The organism is Actinomadura sp. NPDC000600, from assembly GCF_040492135.1.
Lineage (GTDB): Bacteria > Actinomycetota > Actinomycetes > Streptosporangiales > Streptosporangiaceae > Spirillospora.
The window spans coordinates 376475-394899 of record NZ_JBEUPD010000001.1; the positions used below are offsets into that span (position 1 = coordinate 376475).

The 18425-nt window shown below is 73.9% G+C and carries 20 protein-coding genes and 1 tRNA gene; 10 read left to right on the forward strand and 11 right to left on the reverse strand.

Annotated elements, in window-relative coordinates; genetic code table 11:
• From ABWI07_RS01745 to ABWI07_RS01765, 5 genes are all read right to left on the reverse strand, one after another.
• Positions 1–112: pentapeptide repeat-containing protein (locus ABWI07_RS01745; RefSeq protein WP_353817504.1), on the reverse strand; the 112-nt coding region annotated here is incomplete at its 3' end.
• Between the two features lie 4 nt (positions 113–116).
• Positions 117–1037 (reverse strand): anti-sigma factor RsbA family regulatory protein, encoded by a 921-nt coding sequence (locus ABWI07_RS01750; protein ID WP_353817386.1) that lies wholly within the window; start codon positions 1035–1037, stop codon positions 117–119.
• Positions 1037–1942, reverse strand: coding sequence for an MEDS and STAS domain-containing protein (locus tag ABWI07_RS01755; protein WP_149259462.1), 906 nt, complete (start codon positions 1940–1942; stop codon positions 1037–1039). The genes ABWI07_RS01750 and ABWI07_RS01755 overlap by 1 nt, the downstream gene beginning before the upstream one ends.
• A 79-nt stretch (positions 1943–2021) precedes the next feature.
• Positions 2022–3068, reverse strand: coding sequence for an anti-sigma factor RsbA family regulatory protein (locus ABWI07_RS01760; protein ID WP_353817387.1), 1047 nt, complete (start codon positions 3066–3068; stop codon positions 2022–2024).
• 194 nt (positions 3069–3262) lie between these two features.
• A complete protein-coding gene (locus ABWI07_RS01765) occupies positions 3263–3877 on the reverse strand; it encodes a TetR/AcrR family transcriptional regulator (protein ID WP_149259464.1) in 615 nt (204 codons plus the stop codon).
• Between the two features lie 41 nt (positions 3878–3918).
• Between ABWI07_RS01765 and ABWI07_RS01770 the strand changes: the two genes are divergently transcribed.
• Together ABWI07_RS01770 and ABWI07_RS01775 are read left to right on the forward strand one after the other, a co-directional pair.
• On the forward strand, positions 3919–5466 hold the full coding sequence (locus ABWI07_RS01770) for an MFS transporter (RefSeq protein ID WP_353817388.1): 1548 nt from the start codon (positions 3919–3921) through the stop codon (positions 5464–5466).
• 22 nt (positions 5467–5488) lie between these two features.
• Positions 5489–5573, forward strand: a tRNA-Leu gene (locus ABWI07_RS01775).
• Positions 5574–5628: 55 nt separating this feature from the next.
• Here the strand turns inward: ABWI07_RS01775 and bcp are convergent.
• Positions 5629–6096, reverse strand: a complete 468-nt coding sequence (gene bcp, locus ABWI07_RS01780; protein ID WP_149259466.1) for a thioredoxin-dependent thiol peroxidase — start codon at positions 6094–6096, stop codon at positions 5629–5631.
• Positions 6097–6274: 178 nt separating this feature from the next.
• Between bcp and ABWI07_RS01785 the strand changes: the two genes are divergently transcribed.
• Entirely contained in the window at positions 6275–6586 is a 312-nt protein-coding gene (locus ABWI07_RS01785) for a DUF3618 domain-containing protein (protein WP_353817389.1), read from the forward strand.
• Here the strand turns inward: ABWI07_RS01785 and ABWI07_RS01790 are convergent.
• From ABWI07_RS01790 to ABWI07_RS01805, 4 genes are all read right to left on the reverse strand, one after another.
• Complete coding sequence (locus ABWI07_RS01790) at positions 6537–6875, reverse strand: zf-HC2 domain-containing protein (RefSeq protein ID WP_149259468.1); 339 nt, start codon at positions 6873–6875, stop codon at positions 6537–6539. The two genes, ABWI07_RS01785 and ABWI07_RS01790, sit on opposite strands and share 50 nt — an antisense overlap.
• A gap of 95 nt (positions 6876–6970) precedes the next feature.
• Complete coding sequence (locus ABWI07_RS01795; protein WP_149259469.1) at positions 6971–7642, reverse strand: SIMPL domain-containing protein; 672 nt, start codon at positions 7640–7642, stop codon at positions 6971–6973.
• A gap of 29 nt (positions 7643–7671) precedes the next feature.
• Positions 7672–8856, reverse strand: a complete 1185-nt coding sequence (locus ABWI07_RS01800) for an amino acid deaminase/aldolase (protein ID WP_353817505.1) — start codon at positions 8854–8856, stop codon at positions 7672–7674.
• Between the two features lie 89 nt (positions 8857–8945).
• Complete coding sequence (locus ABWI07_RS01805; protein ID WP_149259470.1) at positions 8946–9890, reverse strand: CE1 family esterase; 945 nt, start codon at positions 9888–9890, stop codon at positions 8946–8948.
• Between the two features lie 221 nt (positions 9891–10111).
• On the opposite strand from ABWI07_RS01805, the gene purU reads away from it, so the two are divergent.
• The 3 genes from purU (at position 10112) to ABWI07_RS01820 (ending at position 12321) form a co-directional block, all read left to right on the forward strand.
• Complete coding sequence (gene purU / locus ABWI07_RS01810; protein WP_149259471.1) at positions 10112–10972, forward strand: formyltetrahydrofolate deformylase; 861 nt, start codon at positions 10112–10114, stop codon at positions 10970–10972.
• Positions 10973–11089: 117 nt separating this feature from the next.
• A complete protein-coding gene (locus tag ABWI07_RS01815) occupies positions 11090–11704 on the forward strand; it encodes a DUF6286 domain-containing protein (RefSeq protein WP_149259472.1) in 615 nt (204 codons plus the stop codon).
• A gap of 41 nt (positions 11705–11745) precedes the next feature.
• Entirely contained in the window at positions 11746–12321 is a 576-nt protein-coding gene (locus tag ABWI07_RS01820) for a hypothetical protein (protein ID WP_149259473.1), read from the forward strand.
• Between the two features lie 198 nt (positions 12322–12519).
• Here the strand turns inward: ABWI07_RS01820 and ABWI07_RS01825 are convergent, their stop codons facing one another.
• Positions 12520–13914 (reverse strand): cation:dicarboxylate symporter family transporter, encoded by a 1395-nt coding sequence (locus ABWI07_RS01825; RefSeq protein ID WP_353817390.1) that lies wholly within the window; start codon positions 13912–13914, stop codon positions 12520–12522.
• Between the two features lie 305 nt (positions 13915–14219).
• Between ABWI07_RS01825 and ABWI07_RS01830 the strand changes: the two genes are divergently transcribed.
• The 4 genes from ABWI07_RS01830 to ABWI07_RS01845 all read left to right on the forward strand — a co-directional run bounded on the left by ABWI07_RS01830 (position 14220) and on the right by ABWI07_RS01845 (position 18416).
• Positions 14220–15926: a sensor histidine kinase gene (locus ABWI07_RS01830; protein WP_353817391.1), complete on the forward strand. Its 1707-nt coding sequence runs from the start codon at positions 14220–14222 to the stop codon at positions 15924–15926.
• Positions 15923–16594 carry a response regulator gene (locus tag ABWI07_RS01835; RefSeq protein ID WP_149259475.1) on the forward strand — a complete coding sequence of 224 codons (672 nt, stop codon included), beginning with the start codon at positions 15923–15925 and terminating at the stop codon, positions 16592–16594. Before ABWI07_RS01830 ends, ABWI07_RS01835 begins: the two co-directional genes overlap by 4 nt.
• A gap of 48 nt (positions 16595–16642) precedes the next feature.
• Positions 16643–16807, forward strand: coding sequence for a hypothetical protein (locus tag ABWI07_RS01840; protein WP_160160917.1), 165 nt, complete (start codon positions 16643–16645; stop codon positions 16805–16807).
• A 445-nt stretch (positions 16808–17252) separates the two neighbouring features.
• Entirely contained in the window at positions 17253–18416 is a 1164-nt protein-coding gene (locus ABWI07_RS01845; protein ID WP_149259476.1) for a thiolase family protein, read from the forward strand.
• Positions 18417–18425: the final 9 nt, after the last annotated feature.

An 18425-nucleotide genomic window follows, 5' to 3' on the forward strand; every position in this document is an offset into this window, starting at 1 on the left:
GCCGCGCCCGTGTCAGCCGCGCCCGTGTCAGCCGCGCCCGTGTCAGCCGCGCCCGTGTCAGCCGCGCCCGTGTCAGCCGCGCCCGTGTCAGCCGCGCCCGTGTCAGCCGCACCGCGTCATCTGCAGCGCAGCCGGACGAAGGTGCCGTCCCATCCGGCGCGGAGCTCCATGAGGTCGACCAGCAGGCGGACGGTCCACAGCCCGAAGCCGCGCTGGAGGGCGGAGTCGGGCGGGACGAAGCCGGTCAGGGAGTCGGGCCCGGGGGACCAGAAGCCGTTGTCGCCGACCTCGCAGACCAGGTCGGCGCCGTCCTGCCACACCCACAGCCCGATCGGCGGCGTGCCGTGCTGGAGGGCGTTCGCGGCGACCTCGTTGGCGGCGGTGACGAGGTTCTGCGCCTGCTGCTTGGCCAGGCCGTGCCGGCGGGCGCGCTCGCCGACGAACACGCGCAGCGCGTGCAGGTCGTCGCCGTCGATGGGCAGGTACTCCGCGCCGGCAGGGCGGTCGGAGCGGAACCGGCCGTCGCAGCCGGACCCGAACTCCACCGGGTCGACGTAGTCGGCGTTCTGGCCGTCGTGGCCCGGGGCGAGCAGCAGCGGATGGGTGCGGCGGGCCTCGTCGAGGACGCGCTGCGGCAGCTCCCCGGCGTCGTAGGGGCACAGGGCGCGCGCCCCCGAGTCGCCGAAGACCACGTTGATGAGGGACTCGTAGCGGACCCATTCGAGCGTCTGGCGCTCGTCCCATCCGGTCCAGAGCGGTTCGGCGAGGGCGCAGACGGTGCGCGGGGCGCTGCCCTTCACGATGCTCTGGTAGTCGCGCAGGGTGCGGACGGGATGCTGGTAGAACGTGGCCGAGTCGAGGAAGGCGACCGTGTCGCCGCGGGCGCCGAGCGAGTCGCGCAGGGCGGTCAGGTTGGGCTCGCGGGCGACGGCGATCACGACCTGGCCGCGCTCCAGGCCCGATTCGAGATAGGGCACGGTGACGGACAGGAACTCGTCGGTGCCCCGGTACATGAACGCCTTGTGCTCCAGTGCCATCAGGCGATGCCCTCCGTGTCCGGCAGCCGCCGCCCCCGGGCGAGGCCGGGCAGCCGGTGCCAGCCGACCATGTCGATGACGCTCTCGACGTCGGGCGAGAGGTGGTCGAGGACCAGCGCGGCGTCGGCGGGCAGCCGGATGGCGTGCCTGGCCAGCAGGTGCAGCGCGCCGAGGTCGATGAACCCGAGGCGGGACATGTCGAGGTGGACGCTGCCGCCGGGCCGCACCTGGGCGAGCTGCTCGGCGAACACGGCGTGCCGCGCGGCGTCCAGCTCGCCCTCGACGCGCAGGCCCTCGGGCTCGAACGTGCGCACGATCTTCAGGATCCCGTCGTCGAACTCGGGGTTCACTTCCACGAGGACCTCGTGTGTGTCGCGGAGGGCGGTGAGCTCGGCGGGCCGGCAGGCGTGCCGGTCGACCTGGCAGATCGCCATCGCCATGGTGCTCGGCGAGACGGCGTCGCCGACCCGGTGCTCGCAGCCCAGCATCCGGCCGAGGTCGGACCGGCCGGGACCGTTCAGCAGGCAGGTGTAGTCGGTGGTGACGCGCACCGCGCGGAAGCCCTGGCCGAACGCGGCGCCGACCTCGCGGCCGATGGTGTCGGCCATCCGGGCCGGCTCGAAGGCGCCGCCGCGGTCGAGGCAGGCCTCCCGCCGCGGGATGACCCGCAGCTGGCCCGACCTGACACGGGCCTCCACGTCGATCGGCTGCCCGGGCCCGAGGCCGGGAAGCAGTTCGGCCGGGACGTCGGTGACGTACACGACCTTCTCGTCGGTCTCCAAGCCCTCCCGGACGAATGGACCTATGACCCGGTCGCGTTCCTCCCGGCTGCTGTAGGCCAGCCAGCCGTGGTCTCCGGGGCGGACGGCGCTGACTGAGCGCTCGGCGAACCATGATGTCTCCATGGCCTCCCCATCACTGTGAGGCGGATTCGTTCAGCGTACGCCGGTCCCGTGCCGTTGGAAGCCCAACGCAGGGAGTTCCTCACGCTCCGTTCGAGCCGCCGGGCCCCGCGGCCGGACCGCGCCGAGGGCCCGCCATGGCCGCGTCGACGGGCAGGGCGAGCCTCAGCCGCACGGCGGTGCCGTCCTCGCCTGTCCGGATCTGGACGAGGGAGCACAGCAGCCGCACCGCCCACAGTCCGAACCGGCCGCCGGGCGTCCCGCCGTCCGGGCGCGGCGGGACGAGCCCGAACCCGGCGTCCTGCTCCCACCGCCCCTTGTCGGTGACCTCGCAGACGAGCGCGGCCGTGCCGGGCGAGGCGTCGGTCCACAGGCGCACGGCGACGGGCGGCTCCCCGTGCCGGAACGCGTTCGTCACGACCTCGGTCACCGCGACCAGGAGGCGCTGCCGGTCGCCGCCGGGCAGCGGCGTGCGCCGCGCGCAGTCGGCGACCCAGGCGCGGAGCCAGTACAGGTCGGGACGCTCGATCACCAGGGTGTCGGCGCCGTCCGGCGGCGGAGGGAGCGGCTCGCCGTCGCACCGGGCGCAGTACGCCGTGGGACTCACGAAGCCGGGGTTGGGCAGGGCCCGCGCGCCGCGCACGGTCTCGGGGTGGGTCCGGCGCCCGGCCGCGACGACGGACGCGGGCAGCGTCGCCGCGTAGGGGCACATGATCGCGGCGCCGGTGCCGCGGAACGCGTCGTTCAGCACGGCCTCGGTCCGCTGCCACTCGACGACCTCCAGCGCCGGCCGCGTCGCCCAGACCGGCTCGCCGAGCAGGCGCAGCCGCCGGCCCCGCCGCGCGGTCTCGCGGGCGTCGCCGAGGCAGTCCGCGAGCGTGCGGGACGGGTGCGCGTACCAGGCGGCGGGCTCGGTGAACTCGACCCCGGCCGCGGCGGGCCCGAGGGCGTCGCGCAGCAGCATCTCGCGGCCGGTCCCGCACACCGCGAGGACGCGGTCGCCCGCGTCGAGGCCGGCGCGCAGGAACGGCACGGCGCCGCCGAGGTACTCCTCCACCCCGGAGAAGGGCAGCAGGCGGTGCGTGAAGCCGCCGCCCGCGGGGTCGGCACTCGCGGGGCCGGCGCTCACGGCGGTCCCGCCAGGTGTGTGATCACGATGTCACCCACTGCGCACGGCGAACGGACCCGACCAGCCTAGAACGCCCGCCTCCGGTATGCCGCGAACTTTCACCCGAATAGTCCGGCCGCTTCCGGCCCCCTGGCGGTGGGCCGGCGGAGGGCGCCGCTTCGCGGTGGCGGCGCGGCCCCGGCCAGGCGTGCGGGTCACCGCATCCGGGGTCTGCGGGGCGGGCCGTGGACGGCGGCGCGGAGCCCGGGGGCGAGGTACCGGATTAATTCATCGGGTCCCATGGAGGCGACGGGTTCCACGGCGAGGACGTAGCGCGCGAAGATCAGCCCGGCGAGCTGGGTGCCGAACGCCGCGGCCCGCGCGGTGGCGTCGGGGCCGCCCAGCCGCTCGGCGATCCGGTTGATCATCTCACGTTCCAGGATGTCGCGCACCAGCCGGGCCAGCTCCGGGTCCTGGACGGCCGCGCGCACCATCATCAGCAGCGGCGCGCCGCGCTCCGGGTCGTCCCAGGCGGCGACCATCGCGCGCAGGACGCGTTCCGGCAGCGTGGCGGGGTCGCCGGGCAGCGCGCCCGCGAGCACCTCGGGCGGGTTGGCGACCAGCCCGAGCACGGCGCCGAACAGCCCCTTCTTCGAGCCGAAGAAGTAGCTGATCAGTGCGGCGTCCACCCCGGCCTCGGCCGCGATGGAGCGCATCGTGACGGGCCCGTAGCCGTCGGCCAGGAAGCGGCGGCGGGCCACCGCGAGGATCGCCTCCCGGGTGTCGGGGCTGCCGGGACGCCGCCCGCGCCCGTTCCCGGATTTATTCATCACAGTTGAAATATAGCCCGGGCGGGGACGACATTCGAGGCATGAACACCACGAAGCAGGGGCCGGGCGCCGTCCACCGAGCGGTGCTGCCGGCCGTGATGCTGTCCCTCGCCACGGTGGTGTCGGCCGTGGCCTCCCTCAACACCGCGGTGCCGTCCATCGCCCGCGACACCCGCGCCGGCCTGACCGAGCTGTCGTGGATCATCGACGCCTACGCGCTGGTCTTCGCGGCGCTGCTGCTGCTCGGCGGCGCGGTCGGCGACCGCTACGGGCGGCGCCGCGCGCTCGCCGCGGGGCTCGTCGTGTTCGGCGCGGGCTCGGCCGCGGCGGCGCTGGCGAGCGACCCGGACCACCTGATCGCGATGCGCGGCGTCCTCGGCGTCGGTGCGGCGCTGGTGATGCCGGCCACGCTGTCCACCATCACCTCGACGTTCCCGGCCGAGCAGCGCACCCGCGCGGTCGGCGCCTGGGCGGGCGTCGCCGGGGCCAGCGGCATCTTCGGGCTGCTGGTGTCGGGCACGCTGCTGGAGTTCTGGTCGTGGCGGTCGGTGTTCTGGATGAACGTCGTCCTCGCGGTGGTCGCGCTGGCGGCCACGCTCGCGGTCGTCCCCGAGTCCGCCGACCCGGAGGCCCCGCGGCTCGACCTGACCGGCGCGCTGATCACCGTGATCGGGCTCGGCGCCGGCGTCTACTCCATCATCGAGGCGCCGACGCACGGCTGGTCGTCCGCGCGGACGCTGCTCGGCCTCGCCGCCGCCGTGGTCGTCCTCGCCGGGTTCGTCCTGTGGGAGCTGAAGCGGCCGAACCCGCTGCTCGACCCGCGGCTGTTCCGCATCCGGGCGTTCTCCGCGGGCGCCCTCACGATCACCCTGCAGTTCTTCGCCTTCTTCGGCTTCGTCTTCATCGTCCTGCAGTACCTGCAGCTGGTGAAGGGCGACAGCGCGCTCGTGGGCGCGCTCAGCCTGCTGCCCATGGCGCTCACGATGATGCCGTTCGCCCGGGGCGTCGCGCCGAGGCTGGCCGCCAGGGTCGGCCCGCGCCGCGTCATCACGGCGGGGCTGCTGCTCGTCGGCGTCGCGATGCTGGTCTTCTCGCTGCTGGACGAGGACAGCACCTACTGGCTGCTGCTCGCGGGCCTCGTCCCGTTCGGCGCGGGGATGGGCCTCGCGATGACCCCGTCCACCGCCTCGATCACCGACGCGCTGCCCGCCGAGAAGCAGGGCGTGGGCTCGGCGATGAACGACCTGGCCCGCGAGCTCGGCGGGGCGCTCGGCATCGCCGTCCTCGGCAGCCTGCTCCAGTCGGCCTACCGCGCGAACCTCGACCTCGGGAACGTGCCGGGCCCGGCCGCCGAGCAGGCGAAGACGTCCCTCGCGATGGCGATGCGGCTCGGCCCGGAGGCGGCCGACCGGGCGCGGGCGGCCTTCAGCGACGGCCTCCAGTCGGCGTTCCTCACCGCCTCGGTCGCGCTCGCCGTCGCCGCCGTCGTCGTCGCGGTCCTGTACCGGGCGCCCCGCCGGGAGGACGCGGAATCCGTTGCCGCGCCCGCCGATCAGGACGCTAAGCTGAACCCGGCCCCCGGCCGGTAGCACGGACGCCCGGGCGGCACGGGCGGGCGTGGCGAAATCAGGTATACGCGGCAGGTTTAGGTCCTGTTGGTGGCGACACCGTGGGGGTTCGAATCCCCCCGCCCGCACCCGGCCCGCGCTGAGCGCGGGCCGCGGTGCTTCCCGCGTCCGGACGGGCGCCGGCTAGACGCCGAGTTCGCGGCGGAGGCGCTCCACGTGCCCCGTCGCCTTCACGTTGTAGTACGCCTTCTCGATCTTCCCCTCGGGGTCGATGACGAAGGTGGACCGGATGACGCCGACGACGACCTTGCCGTACAGCTTCTTCTCCCCGTAGGCGCCGTAGGCCTGCAGGACCTGCGCGTCGGGGTCGGACAGGAGCGGGAACGTGAGCCCCTCCTTCTCCCGGAACTTGGCGAGCTTGGCCGGCTTGTCGGGGGACACCCCGACGACGGTCACGCCGGCGGCCTCCAGCTCGGGGAGGCTGCTCTCGAAGTCGACCGACTCCTTGGTGCAACCGGGGGTCATGGCCGCCGGGTAGAAGTAGAGGATCACGCGCCTGCCGCGCAGCGAGGCCAGCGACACCGCGGTCTCGTCGGCGTCGGGAAGCTCGAACTCTGGGGCGACGTCGCCCGGCTGCAACCGCTCGGACACCCTGTCCCGCCTTTCGCTCGGATGGTGGCTCCAACGGTACCGGCTGGGGTGCGGCGGGCATCCGCCGGGAAGACCTGCAAGACTGTCCGGATCACGCTCGGCCGAGTCCGTGCGGACCACGCTCGGCTCGCCACGGTTCTCGCCCGCGCGAGTACGCCCGACAGGATAAGGACACGGCATGGCTGACAAGAGCCGCGACCCGGAGGCGCTGGAACGGGAGATAGAGCGCAGCCGCCAGCAACTGGCCCGCGCCGTCGACGAGATCGCCGACCGGGTGAACCCCAAGAACGTCGCGCAGCGGGGCGCGGAGCGGCTGAAGGACGAGGCCGACCACGTCGTCAAGGCCATCGGCGCGATGGTGCGCCCCTCCGACGACGACGAGGAGGGCGAGGGCGGTCAGATCGACAAGCGGCTCGTGCTCGCCGGCGTCGGCGCGGCGGTCATCGTGACCGCCCTGGTCCTGCGGCGCCGTAGGCGCAGGCGCCGCTGAGCCCCGTTCCGGAGGCGCCGGTCCGCGGTCCGCGGCCGGCGCTTCCGCGTTTCCCGGCGCCGCCGGGATGCGGCGGGACGGCGCCCGGGTGCGGCGGTACGGCGCCGCCCCACTGCCGGGCGGAGCGGGCGAGCAGGTCGGCGACGTCGCGGAGCCGGGCGAGCTCGGCGCGGCACGGCGGGCAGCCGCTCAGGTGCGCCGCCAGCGCGTCCGCCTCGGCGCCGGCCAGCCGTCCGATGGCGTAGACGCCGAGGCCGATCCGGTACACCCCGCAGTCCGTTCCTCCCACACCCTGAGTACGGGCGCGGCGCCCCTGTTGTTCAGTGGCACGGCGGTTCAGTGGCAGGGCCGTTCAGTGGCAGGGCCGTCCGGTGGCCGGGCGGTTCAGCCGAGGTCGGGAGCGGTCGCGGTGAACCGGGCCTCGACGGTGGCGCGGACGATCTGCGTCTCGGGTTCCAGGTCGATCGGCTCGGGCTCCTCGGCGGCGCCCCCGCCCGCGCGTCCGTAGGCGGCGGCGAGCGCGACGGGCCCGCCGGCGTCCGTGTCGCGGCCGAGCCCCTCGTCCGACAGCTCCACCAGGCCGGTGAGCCGGGCCCCGAGCGCCTCGGCATAGCCGCGGGCCCGCTCGACGGCCGCGTGCGCCGCCTGCCGGGCGGCCCGCCGGTAGACCTCGCTGTCCTGCCGCAGCTCCCACTCCGGCCCGGTGACGTAGGTGCGCTCCAGGTCGCCGAGCCGCGTGACCAGTTCGCCCAGCACCGCGAAGTCGCTGACCGTGATCTTGATCCAGACGGTGCCGCGGTAGGCGCGGATGTCGCCCTCGCGCCTGCGGTACTTCAGCAGCGGCGTGATCGACAGGCCGCCGGTCTCCAGCCTCTCCACGGCCTCGCCGTAGGACTTGACCAGGTCGAGGCACTGCTGGTTGCGCTCGGTGAGGCGGTCGAGGGCCGTGCGCCGGTCGGACTCCTGCGACTCGACGTGCACCGACAGCCGCGCGATCTCCGGCTCGGCCTCCAGCACCGCCTCGCCGCGGACACTGATCATTGGAGCGTCGCTCATCCCCCCAACCTAGACGGTCGGGCGGATCGTCACAGGAACGTGCGGCCCTCGCCCCGGTAGGTGGGGACGGTGCGGATGTGCCGGCCGTCCTCGATGAGGTGCAGGGCGTCGAAGCGCTCGCACAGCTCGCCGGCCTTGGTGTGGCGGAACCAGACGCGGTCGCCGACCGACAGCAGGTCCGCCGCGCGGCCGAGCAGCGGCGTCTGCACCTCGCCCGCCCCCTCGTTGCCGTCGTAGGACAGGCCGGTCGGCAGGTAGGGCTGGGGGAGCCGGACGGTGTCGGCCGGCCCGGACGCGAGGTAGCCGCCGCCGAGGCACGTCACGACGCCCGGCGCGGGACGGCGCACGACCGGCAGCGCGAAGAGCGCGGCGGGGCGCCCGGAGAAGTTGGAGTACTGGTCGAACAGGTGCGGCTGGTAGAGGCCGGAGCCTGCCGCGACCTCGGTGACGGCGCGCTCGGCCGCGGTCGTCTCCACGCTGCCGGTGCCGCCGCCGTTGACGAACTCCAGGTCGGTGAGCTCCCGGACGGCCCGGACGATCGCGGCGCGGCGCCGGGCCAGCTCCGCCCGGGACTGCCGCTGCATGGCGCGGATGACGCGGCCCCGCGCGGGGCGGCCCGGGGGGACGTCCCCGACGCCCGCGATCTGCGACTCGTAGGCCATCAGCCCGACGAGGTCGAACGAGGGCCGCTTGAGGACCAGCTCGGCGAACGCCCGGACGTCGGCGGCGGTGTGCAGCGGGGAGCGCAGCGCTCCGATCCGCACCCGGCCGCCGAGGGTGCGGAAGGAGGCGTCGATGTCGATGCAGACCCGCACCCGCCGGTCGCCGGCGGCGGACTCGATCAGGTCGAGGTGCTCGGGGGAGTCGACCATCAGCGTGACGGCGCGGGCGGCGCGGGAGTCCTCGGCGAGCGCGGCGATCGCGGTGCGGTCGGCGGTGGGGTAGGCGACGAGGATGTCGTCGCTCACGCCCTCGGCGGCAAGCCAGAGCGCCTCGGGGAGGGTGAACGCCATGATCCCGGCGAACCCGTCCATCGCGAGGACGTCCTCCAGGAGCGCCCGGCAGCGCACCGACTTGCTGGCGACGCGGATCGGCTTGCCCGCGGCGCGGCGGACGAGGTCGGCGGCGTTGGCGTGGAAGGCCGCGAGGTCGACGACGGCGAACGGCGCCTCAAGCCCGGCGGTCGCGGCGTCGTAGCGGTCCCGGAGGTTCATGCTCGTCACGCTGCCACTCTACCGGGCAAATGTGAAAAGGTCTCACGTACGCCTTCGCGTTCTGCGCCGCGGGCGCACCGGGTACCGCCTCACGCACCGGCGCGCGGATGGGAGGCGAAGAAGTCCCACAGCATCGGGCTCGCCTCCTTGGGCCACGCGTGCCGCCCGCCGTCGATCTTGCAGAAGGTCACCGCGACGCCCTGCCGCCCCTTGCCCGTGCTCTCGCACCGGGTGTCGCCGCTCAGCGCCTTCACCCGCCTGCTCGGCTGGGGCAGCCCCCCGACCTTCCGCCAGAACTCGACCGCGTCCGACACCGGGGGGAACGGGCGCTTGTCGTTGAAGTCGCGGTCCCCGCCGCCGTTGAAGGGCACGTTCCCGTCCGCCGTCCCGTGGAAGATCATCGCAGACACCGGCCGGCCCGGATCGCACTCGGTCACGAGGGCGCCCTCGACCACTCCGATCGCCGCCACCTTGTCCGGCTTCTCGCAGGCCATCCGGTAGGCCATTCCGGCGCCGTTGGAGAACCCGGTGACGTAGACGCGCTTCGGGTCGGCCAGCCCGGCACCGGCGAGCTTGTCGATGAGCTTGCCGAGGAAGGCGACGTCGTCGATGTTCCCGACCTTGGCGGCGCCGCAGCAGTCGCCCGCGTTCCACGTGGTCATGAACCCGTCGGGGTAGGCGACGAGGAAGCCGTGCTCGTCCGAGAGCTTGTCGAACCCGGTCAGGTCCTGCATCTTCGACATGTTGGCCAGCCCGCCGTGGAGGGCGATGACCAGCGCGGGCCGGTCGGCCGGCCTGCCGTCCTTCCAGTCGCCGTCGGCGACCTTGGCCGGGACGTGCAGCAGGTACTCGCGGTGCCCGACCGTCCCCACGTCGAGCTTCTGCTTGTGGGTCCCCTCGGACGTCGGAACGCCGTCGACCGTCGCGGGACGGCCGCCCTTCTTTCCGCCCTCGCCGCCCTTCTCACCGGTCTTGTCGGTGCAGCCCGCCAGGGCCAGGGTGACAGCCAGAGCCACGAGCGCGATTCGCCGCATGGGGGCAAAGGTAACCCCAAGGGGAGCCTTCAAACTACTCACCGGTAGACAGGGCGTCGCGGGCAAGGCGGCCATCGCGGGCGCCGCCCCGGCGACGTTCGCCGCGCGCCTTCCGCCCGACCGGCCGGTACGGCGGCGGGACAGGGTGCCGCTGCGTAAGCTGGGCAGCGACCTGACCGTCCTGAGCTGGCGCTTCCCGCGCCGAGGCAAGAGTGAGACCCGTGAACGAAGCCGCGAACGAGTACGTGCTGACCCTGTCCTGCCCCGACCGTCCCGGCATCGTGGCCGCCGTCTCCGGGCTGCTGGCCGAGCGCGGGTGCAACATCGTCGAGAGCCAGCAGTTCGGCGACGGCGGGTCCGGGACCTTCTTCATGCGGGTGCAGTTCGCGGCGCTCGACGACACCGATCCCGACGAGCTGCGCGGCGCGTTCGCCTCCCTGGTGCCCGAGCTCGGGCTGGAGTGGCGGCTGCACCCGCTGGCCGAGCGCCCGCGCGTGCTGATCATGGTGTCGAAGGGCGGGCACTGCCTGAACGACCTGCTGTACCGGACGCGCTCCGGGCTGCTCGACATCGACATCGTCGCGGTCGCGTCCAACCACCCCGACCTGCGGCCGCTCACCCAGTCGTACGGGATCGACTACCACCACCTGCCGGTCGGGCCGGGCGGCAAGCCCGCGCAGGAGGCCGAGATCCTGACGCTGGTCGAGCACTACCGCGCCGACCTCGTCGTCCTCGCCCGGTACATGCAGATCCTGTCCGACGACTTCTGCGCCAAGCTGCCCGGCGCGATCATCAACATCCACCACTCGTTCCTGCCGAGCTTCAAGGGCGCCCGCCCCTACCACCAGGCGCACGCGCGCGGCGTCAAGCTGATCGGCGCGACCGCGCACTACGTCACCGCCGACCTGGACGAGGGGCCGATCATCGAGCAGGAGGTCGCGCGCGTCGACCACACCCACAGCCCCGAGGAACTGGTCGCCGTGGGCCGCGACGTGGAGTGCCTCGCGCTCGCCCGCGCGGTGCGCTGGCACGCCGAGCACCGCGTGCTGCTCAACGGCGACCGCACGGTCGTCTTCCGCTGACCTGCGCTTTTCCGGCCGGCGAACGCGTGAGATGTCGGCATGGCGTGTTTCACTCCGCGTAACTTTCGCGCACCATGGGTGACGAAGTCGGACGTGCCGACGGCTACGGGGGTGGCTATGGCCGAGACGCTGGTCAAGGAGCTGATCGAGGAGGCGCAGGGCAGGCGGCTGGCGCGCCGGCTCGCCGTCCGGGAGCTGCGGGCCCGCCGCGCGCTCGCCGGGTTCGCCGCTGCGCTGCTGGTGACCGGGGTGGGCGGGGTCGCCGCCATCGAGCTGATGGCCGGGGCGCTCGGCTCGGGCGTCCATCCGGTGCCGGGCGTCGCCCCGGTCGTGGAACTCCTGCGGCGCCACGCGTGGAACGACCCCGACGTCCTGGCGACGTCGGGGGCGGTGGCCGCCCTCGGCGCGGCGTTCCTTGTAGCCGCGCTGCCCGGACGGCTGCGCGGCGTGCCGCTCGCGGGCGCCGATCCGCGGCTCGCGGGCGTCATCGGCCGGGCCGCGCTGCGCCGGATGCTCGCCGCCGCGGCGCTGGAGGTGCCGGGCATCGAGCGCGCCCGCGTCCGGGGCCTCGGGGTCTTCCGCCGGGGGATCGTCGTGCGGGCCGGCACCCACTACCGCAACCCGGCGAACCTCGCCGACCTCGTCCACGAGGCGGTCGACGCGCGGCTGGACCGGATCGAGCCGATGCACCGGCCGCCGGTCGACGTGCGGCTCGGCTGGCGGAAGGACTGACGGTGCGGGAAAGACGGACGGTGCTGGCAGGAGGACTGACGATGAGGATCGCGATCGCGGTGACCGGGGCGGTGCTGCTGCTGGCGGGCGCGTCCGGACTCGCCCTCGGGCTCGGCGCGTTCGACGCGTTCGGCGCCCTGTCGGAGCGCCCGCTGCTCGACCCCGCACTGGCGCGGTTCACGGAGGACACCCGCTGGTTCCTGCCGGCGGCGGCGGGGGTCGCCGAGGCGCTGGCGCTCGCCGGGCAGGTGTGGCTGGTCGTCCAGGGGCGCGCCGTCGTCCACCAGTGGTTCCCCGACATCGATGCCGAGACCCGCTCGCGGGCCCGCGCCGCCGCCGACCACCTGAACCGGGATGCGCGCGGCCTGCCCGGCGTCCACGGCGCCCGGGCCCGCCTCACCGGCACGGCCGACAGGCCGCGCCTCCGGCTGAAGGTGTCCTGCGAGGGCGACGCCCTCGTGAGCGAGGTCTACGGGGAACTGGGCGCGGGTCCCGTCGAGCGGTACCGCCGCGCGGTCGGCATGCCCGACCTTCCGGTGGTGATCCGCTTCCGGCCGTCGGTCGAGCGCCCGCGCAGGCGCCTGCGCCGCCGCCGTCCGCAGCCCGAGTCCGCGTGAACGGCCGCCCGGTGCCGGAGCGGGGCTGTGTTTACACAGTCCCGGCCCACTTCGCTCGCCTGGCGGCTCGCTACGTGACCGGGCCTGGGCGAACGCGGTATCGCTTCGCGATCTGGCCGGTGCCGCTCGCCTCCGGCGTCGCGGCACCGGCCAGGTCACGCGTTCGCGCGCGTGGCCGAGGCCACTTCGAGACAGGGTCTAGGCGGGTGCGGCGCCGGTCGCGGGGACCGGCTCCTTCCGCGTGCCGGACGGTTCGGCGGCGGGGCCGTGGTCGTCCAGCAGGGTGTCCTCGTTGAAGGGGTCCTCCCCGGCGAGGACGCGGCGGGCCCGCTCCGCGTCGAACTCCTTCGTCCACGTGCCGATCACCACGGTGGCGACCGCGTTGCCCGCGAAGTTCGTCAGCGCGCGGGCCTCGGACATGAACCGGTCGATGCCGACGATGAAGCCCACCCCGTCCACCAGTGCGGGCTTGTGCGACTGGAGGCCGCCCGCGAGGGTGGCGAGGCCCGCGCCGGTGACGCCCGCCGCGCCCTTCGACGCGACGATCATGAAGAGCAGCAGCGGGATCTGCGCGCCCACCGACAGGGGCTGGTCCTGCGCGGACGCGATGAACAGCGTCGCCATCGTCAGGTAGATCGCGGTGCCGTCCAGGTTGAAGGAGTACCCGGTCGGCACGGTGATGCCGACGACCGGGCGGCTCACCCCGAGGTGCTCCATCTTCGCGATCAGCCGCGGCAGCGCCGACTCCGACGACGACGTCGACAGGATCAGCAGGAACTCGCGGGCCAGGTAGCGCAGCAGGGCAAACACGCTGATCCGGCTGACCGCCCACAGCACCGCGCCGAGCACCGCGAACACGAACACCGCGCACGTCGCGTAGAAGCCCAGCATGATGACCGCGAGGCTCTTGAGCGCGTCCCAGCCGCTCGACCCGACCACCGCGGCGATCGCGCCGAACGCTCCCACCGGCGCCGCCCACATGATCATCCAGAGGATGCGGAACACGAGCCGCTGCAGGTGCTCGATGCCCCGCAGGATCGGCGCGCCCGCCGGCCCGAGGCCCTGGAGCGCGAACCCGGTGAGCATCGCGACCAGCAGCGCCTGGAGCACCTGCCCCTCGGTCAGCGCCGACACCAGCGTGTCCGGGATGATCCCGAGCAGGAAGTCGGTGGTGCTCTCGCCGCCCTCGGCCTGCGACTTCGCCTCGGCGACCGAGGACGGATCGAGGTGCAGCCCGGAGCCGGGGTGCAGCAGGTTCCCGACGATGAGCCCGATGGTCAGGGCCAGCGTCGACATCACCAGGAAGTAGCCGATGGTGACCAGGCCGATCCTGCCGACCTCGGCCGCCCGGGCGACCGAGCCGATGCCGAGCACGATCGTGCAGAAGATGATCGGCGCGATCATCATCTTGATCAGGTCGACGAACGCGGTGCCGATCGGCTTCAGCTCCTGCGCGAAGTCCGGCGCGACCAGCCCCACGACCGCGCCCGCCACGACGGCGGCGACGACGGCGAGGTACAGGTAGTGGACGCGGTTCTGCTTACGGCCGGCGGGTGCGGGGGCAGGGGAGGGCTCGGTGGCGGGTGGGGACACGGTGGATCTCCTCGGCTCAGGACCCCGGCCTCGGTGCGAGGGGCGGCGCCCGCCCGGTGGGAGCTCCGGGCGGGCGACCGCCCCGCGGCGGCGCCCATCCTCCGGCGGGAGCCGGAGCATGCACACCATGGGCGCCGCTCTGGAGGGGAGCTCGCAGGTCAGGCAGGGGGTGGGGGTCTGTCCACAGGCGACTATGCGCGGTTCTGTGACGGCGGTCACCCTTGTGTACATTTCGTTCACGACAAGGTGCGATGCGGTGACGCCGAGGCGTGATCGGCCACGGTGTGACGGGGAGGGGGCGGGGGGTGCGTCCTCGATGGGCGGCGCCGGGCCGCTGGAGCCTGGCCCGGCAGTTGCTGGTGCTCCAGGCGGCGATCGTCGGGCTGCTCGTGGCGGCCGGCGCGGCGCTGGCCTTCATGGACTCCGGCCGCGCTGTCGACGACAGCGCGACGCAGACGGTCTCGGCCGTCGCGGCGACCATCGCCGACGCCCCGACCGTCCGGGCGGCGCTCGCCGACCCCGCACCGAGCCGGCTCCTGCAGCCGTACGCCGAGCGCGTCCGGCACGACACCGGCGTGGACTTCATCACGATCATGAGTCCGGCCGGGATCCGCTACACGCATCCGAACCCGTCCCGCATCGGCGGGACGTTCGTCGGCAACACCGCGCCCGCGCTCGCCGGCCGGACGTTCACCGAGACCTACACCGGCACGCTCGGGCCGTCCGTCCGGACCGTCGCGCCCGTCTTCGACGACGACCACCGGGTGGTGGCGCTGGTCGCGGTCGGTATCACGGTCAAGGCGATCTCGGCCGAACTCCGCCAGCGGCTGCTGGCCCTCGGCGCCGTGGCCGCGGCCGTCCTCGCGGTGGGGATGGCCGGGAGCTACCTCGTCTCCGCCCGCCTCCGGCGCCAGACGCGCGGCGTCGCCCCGGACGAGCTGCGCGGCATGTTCGAGTACTACGAGGCCATCCTGCACGCCGTCCGCGAGGGCCTGCTCATCCTCGACCGCGCCGGACGCATCGTCCTCTGCAACGACGCCGCACGAGACCTCCTGGACCTGGATCGTGGGCCGCCCCCGCATGCCGCGCTCCACGAGACCGGCGCGCCGGTCGTGGGGGAGTTGCGGGGGCGGGACGTCGCGGAGCTGGGGCTGCCGGATGAGCTCGTTGCCACACTGGTCTCCGGGGAGCCGCGCTCGGACGAGATCCACGTCGGCGACACGCGGGTCCTCGTGGTGAACACCTCGCCCGTCCGGTCGCGGGACCGGGTGATGGGCAACGTCGTCACCCTGCGGGACCACACCGAGCTGCAGGCGCTGACGGGCGAGCTGGACACGGTGCGCGGGTTCGCCGAGTCGCTGCGCTCGCAGGCGCACGAGGCCGCCAACCGCCTGCACACGGTGGTGTCCCTGGTGGAGCTGGGCCGCCCCGACCAGGCCGTTGAGTTCGCGACCGCCGACCTGGCGAGCGCCCAGCGGCTGACCGACCGGGTCGTCGGCTCGGTCGGGGAGCCGGTGCTGGCCGCGCTGCTGCTCGGCAAGTCCGCCGAGGCGGGCGAGCGCGGAGTCGAGTTCGTGATCGGCGAGGACACCGCGATCGAGGGCGCGGTGGAGCCGCGCGACCTGGTCACGATCCTCGGCAACCTGATCGACAACGCGGTCGACGCCGCCGTCGAGGGCGCCGCAGACCGGCCGCCGCGCGTCGGCGTCGGCGTCCGCGAGGAGGACGGGGTGCTCGTCCTCGAGGTGTCCGACAGCGGGCCGGGCGTGGACCCGTCCGCGGTGCCCGCGATGTTCCGGCGCGGCTGGACGACGAAGACGTCCGGCGGCCCGGTCGGGCACGGACTCGGCCTCGCCCTGGTCGGCCAGGCCGTCCGCCGCAACGGCGGCGACATCCGGGTGAGGGCCGCCGGCCCCGGCCACGGCGCCGTGTTCACCGTCCGGCTGCCGCTCCATGGGAGAGTCCTTCCGGAGCAGGCGGCCGAGGCCCGGCCGGGGGGCGGTGGACAGTGATCAGAGTGCTGGTGGTCGAGGACGACCCGGTGGCCGCGGAGGCGCACCGGACCTATGTCGAGCGGGTCGCCGGGTTCACCGTCGCCGGGGTCGTGCACTCGGGCGCGGACGCGCTGCGGTTCTGCGAGCGCACGCAGGTCGACGTCGTCCTCCTGGACTTCTACCTGCCCGACACGCACGGCCTCACCGTCTGCCGCGCGCTGCGCGCCGGCGGGCGGGACGTGGACGTCATCGCCGTGACCTCCGCGCGCGACCTCGCGGTGATCCGCACCGCCGTGGCGGTCGGCATCGTCCAGTACCTGCTGAAGCCGTTCACGTTCGCGTCGCTGCGCGACAAGCTCGTCCGGTACGCGCGGTTCCGGGAGCAGGCGGTCGGCGCGGGGGAGGTCAGCGGGCAGGCCGACGTGGACGGGATGCTCGCCACCCTGCGCACCCCCGACCACCATGCGCTGCCCAAGGGGATGAGCGGGGAGACGCTCCAGGCCGTGACCGACGTGCTGGCGTCCGCCGCGGAGGGCCTGTCCGCCGCCGCTGCCGCCGACCTCACCGGCGTCTCCCGGGTCACCGCGCGCCGGTACCTGGAGTACCTGGCGGAGAACGGGCTGGCCGACCGCCGTCCCCACTACGGTCAGGTCGGTCGCCCCGAGGTGCGCTTCTATCCCCTGTAGACGGGGTACCTATGAGAGGACAGTTGGAACGACATCGGGGGAGTTGTCGTGAACGACAAGCCTGGCAGGCCCGGTAAGCCCACGGGCAAGGCGGAGACCGAACCGGAGCGCGAGAAGAGGCCGCGTCGCGCCGAGGAGGCCACCACGGGCAAGGGGCCGAAGCGCAAACCGGGCGATGCCGCGCGCAAGATGCGGGAGATGTACAAGGGCTAGCGAAGTGCCCCGTGAGGTTGGGGGATGCGGCCCGCGGGATGTGCCGGGGCTGGACGGTCACGTCCCGGACGGCGGCTCCGATGCTTGACGACACCTTGGTCGCCCATTTGGGGGCTATGTCGACTTGCCGGGCTAACGTCCGAAGTGAACGTGATGTCGAGGAGATCGAGGAGGCGCGCTTGTCCGAACGACGGTACTCGGGCGGCTCCGGCGAGGGACTCTTCGACGCATGGAGGGTACAGACGGACCACGGCATGGGCCCCTCCCGCTGAGCGGCCCGACGGCCCGGGGGTCGCGGTACGCCGCGGCCCCCGGGTTCTTTCTGCGTACTGGTGCCGTCTGCTTAGTTGTGTAATCCAACTCACTGGGCGGGTGGATTGTGCCCGGCCGCCCGCCGAGCCGATACTCGCGGTGTGAGTTGGAAAACACAACGGAGGTGGGGATCATGCGGGACGCGGTGATCGTGGAGGCGGTGCGCACTCCGCTGGGCAAGGGCAGGGCGAACGGGGCCCTGCACGGCGAGCACCCGGCCGACCTGCTGGCGCGGACGCTGAGGTCGCTCGTCGAGCGGGCGGGCATCGACCCGGCGACCGTGGACGACGTGATCGGCGGCGTCGTCACCCAGGCGGGCGACCAGGCGCTCAACCTCACCCGGACCGCGGTCCTCGCCGCGGGGTTCCCCGAGAGCGTCCCCGCCATGACGGTCGACCGGCAGTGCGGCTCGTCCCAGCAGGCCCTGCACATCGCGGCGCAGGGCGTGCAGAGCGGCGCCTACGACATCGCCATCGCGTGCGGGGTCGAGTCGATGTCGCGGGTGCCGATGGGGTCGAGCGTCCTGCCGGGCAGCGACCCGTTCGGGCCGGGGCTCCACGCGCGCTACCCGGACGGGCTCGTCGGCCAGGGCATCAGCGCCGAGCTGATCGCCGCCCGCTGGGACCTGCCGCGGGAGGAGCTCGACGCCTACGCCTACGAGTCCCACCGCCGCGCCGCCGAGGCGTGGAAGAACGGCGAGTTCGACCGGGAGGTCGCCTGGACGGGCCAGTGGGACGAGACCGTCCGCCCGGGGACGTCGCCGGAGGTCCTCGCCGGCCTGAAGCCCGCCTACTACGACGAGCGCATGGCCGAGCGGTTCCCCGAGATCGCCTGGAAGATCACCGCCGGCAACGCCTCGCCGGTCAACGACGGCGCCGCCGCCGTCCTGGTCATGGGCGCCGACGTCGCCGAGCGGCTCGGCCTGCGCCCGCGCGCCCGCTTCCACGCGTTCGCCGTGACCGGCGACGACCCCCTGCTCATGCTCACCGCGATCATCCCCGCGACCGCGAAGGTGCTGGAGCGCGCCGGCCTCACGCTGGACGACATCGACCTGTTCGAGGTGAACGAGGCGTTCGCCCCCGTCGTGCTCGCGTGGGCCCGCGAGACCGGCGCCGACCTGGCGCGCGTCAACGTGCGCGGCGGCGCGATCGCGATCGGCCACCCGCTCGGCGCGAGCGGCGCCCGCCTCATGACGACGCTGCTGCACGCCCTGGAGGACCGCGGCGGCCGGTTCGGCCTGCAGACGATGTGCGAGGCGGGCGGCCTGGCCAACGCCACCGTCGTCGAGCGGCTCTGACGGGGCGGG

What these genes read in the sequence shown, in the direction of transcription:
- ABWI07_RS01755 (WP_149259462.1), bottom strand. Translation starts at nt 1,942, where the DNA reads ATGGAGACATCATGGTTCGCCGAGCGCTCAGTCAGCGCCGTCCGCCCC.
- ABWI07_RS01770 (WP_353817388.1), top strand. Translation starts at nt 3,919, where the DNA reads ATGAACACCACGAAGCAGGGGCCGGGCGCCGTCCACCGAGCGGTGCTG.
- ABWI07_RS01815 (WP_149259472.1), top strand. Translation starts at nt 11,090, where the DNA reads ATGGCCGAGACGCTGGTCAAGGAGCTGATCGAGGAGGCGCAGGGCAGG.
- ABWI07_RS01785 (WP_353817389.1), top strand. Translation starts at nt 6,275, where the DNA reads ATGGCTGACAAGAGCCGCGACCCGGAGGCGCTGGAACGGGAGATAGAG.
- ABWI07_RS01795 (WP_149259469.1), bottom strand. Translation starts at nt 7,642, where the DNA reads ATGAGCGACGCTCCAATGATCAGTGTCCGCGGCGAGGCGGTGCTGGAG.
- ABWI07_RS01750 (WP_353817386.1), bottom strand. Translation starts at nt 1,037, where the DNA reads ATGGCACTGGAGCACAAGGCGTTCATGTACCGGGGCACCGACGAGTTC.
- ABWI07_RS01845 (WP_149259476.1), top strand. Translation starts at nt 17,253, where the DNA reads ATGCGGGACGCGGTGATCGTGGAGGCGGTGCGCACTCCGCTGGGCAAG.
- ABWI07_RS01820 (WP_149259473.1), top strand. Translation starts at nt 11,746, where the DNA reads ATGAGGATCGCGATCGCGGTGACCGGGGCGGTGCTGCTGCTGGCGGGC.
- ABWI07_RS01800 (WP_353817505.1), bottom strand. Translation starts at nt 8,856, where the DNA reads ATGAACCTCCGGGACCGCTACGACGCCGCGACCGCCGGGCTTGAGGCG.
- ABWI07_RS01765 (WP_149259464.1), bottom strand. Translation starts at nt 3,877, where the DNA reads ATGAATAAATCCGGGAACGGGCGCGGGCGGCGTCCCGGCAGCCCCGAC.
- ABWI07_RS01805 (WP_149259470.1), bottom strand. Translation starts at nt 9,890, where the DNA reads ATGCGGCGAATCGCGCTCGTGGCTCTGGCTGTCACCCTGGCCCTGGCG.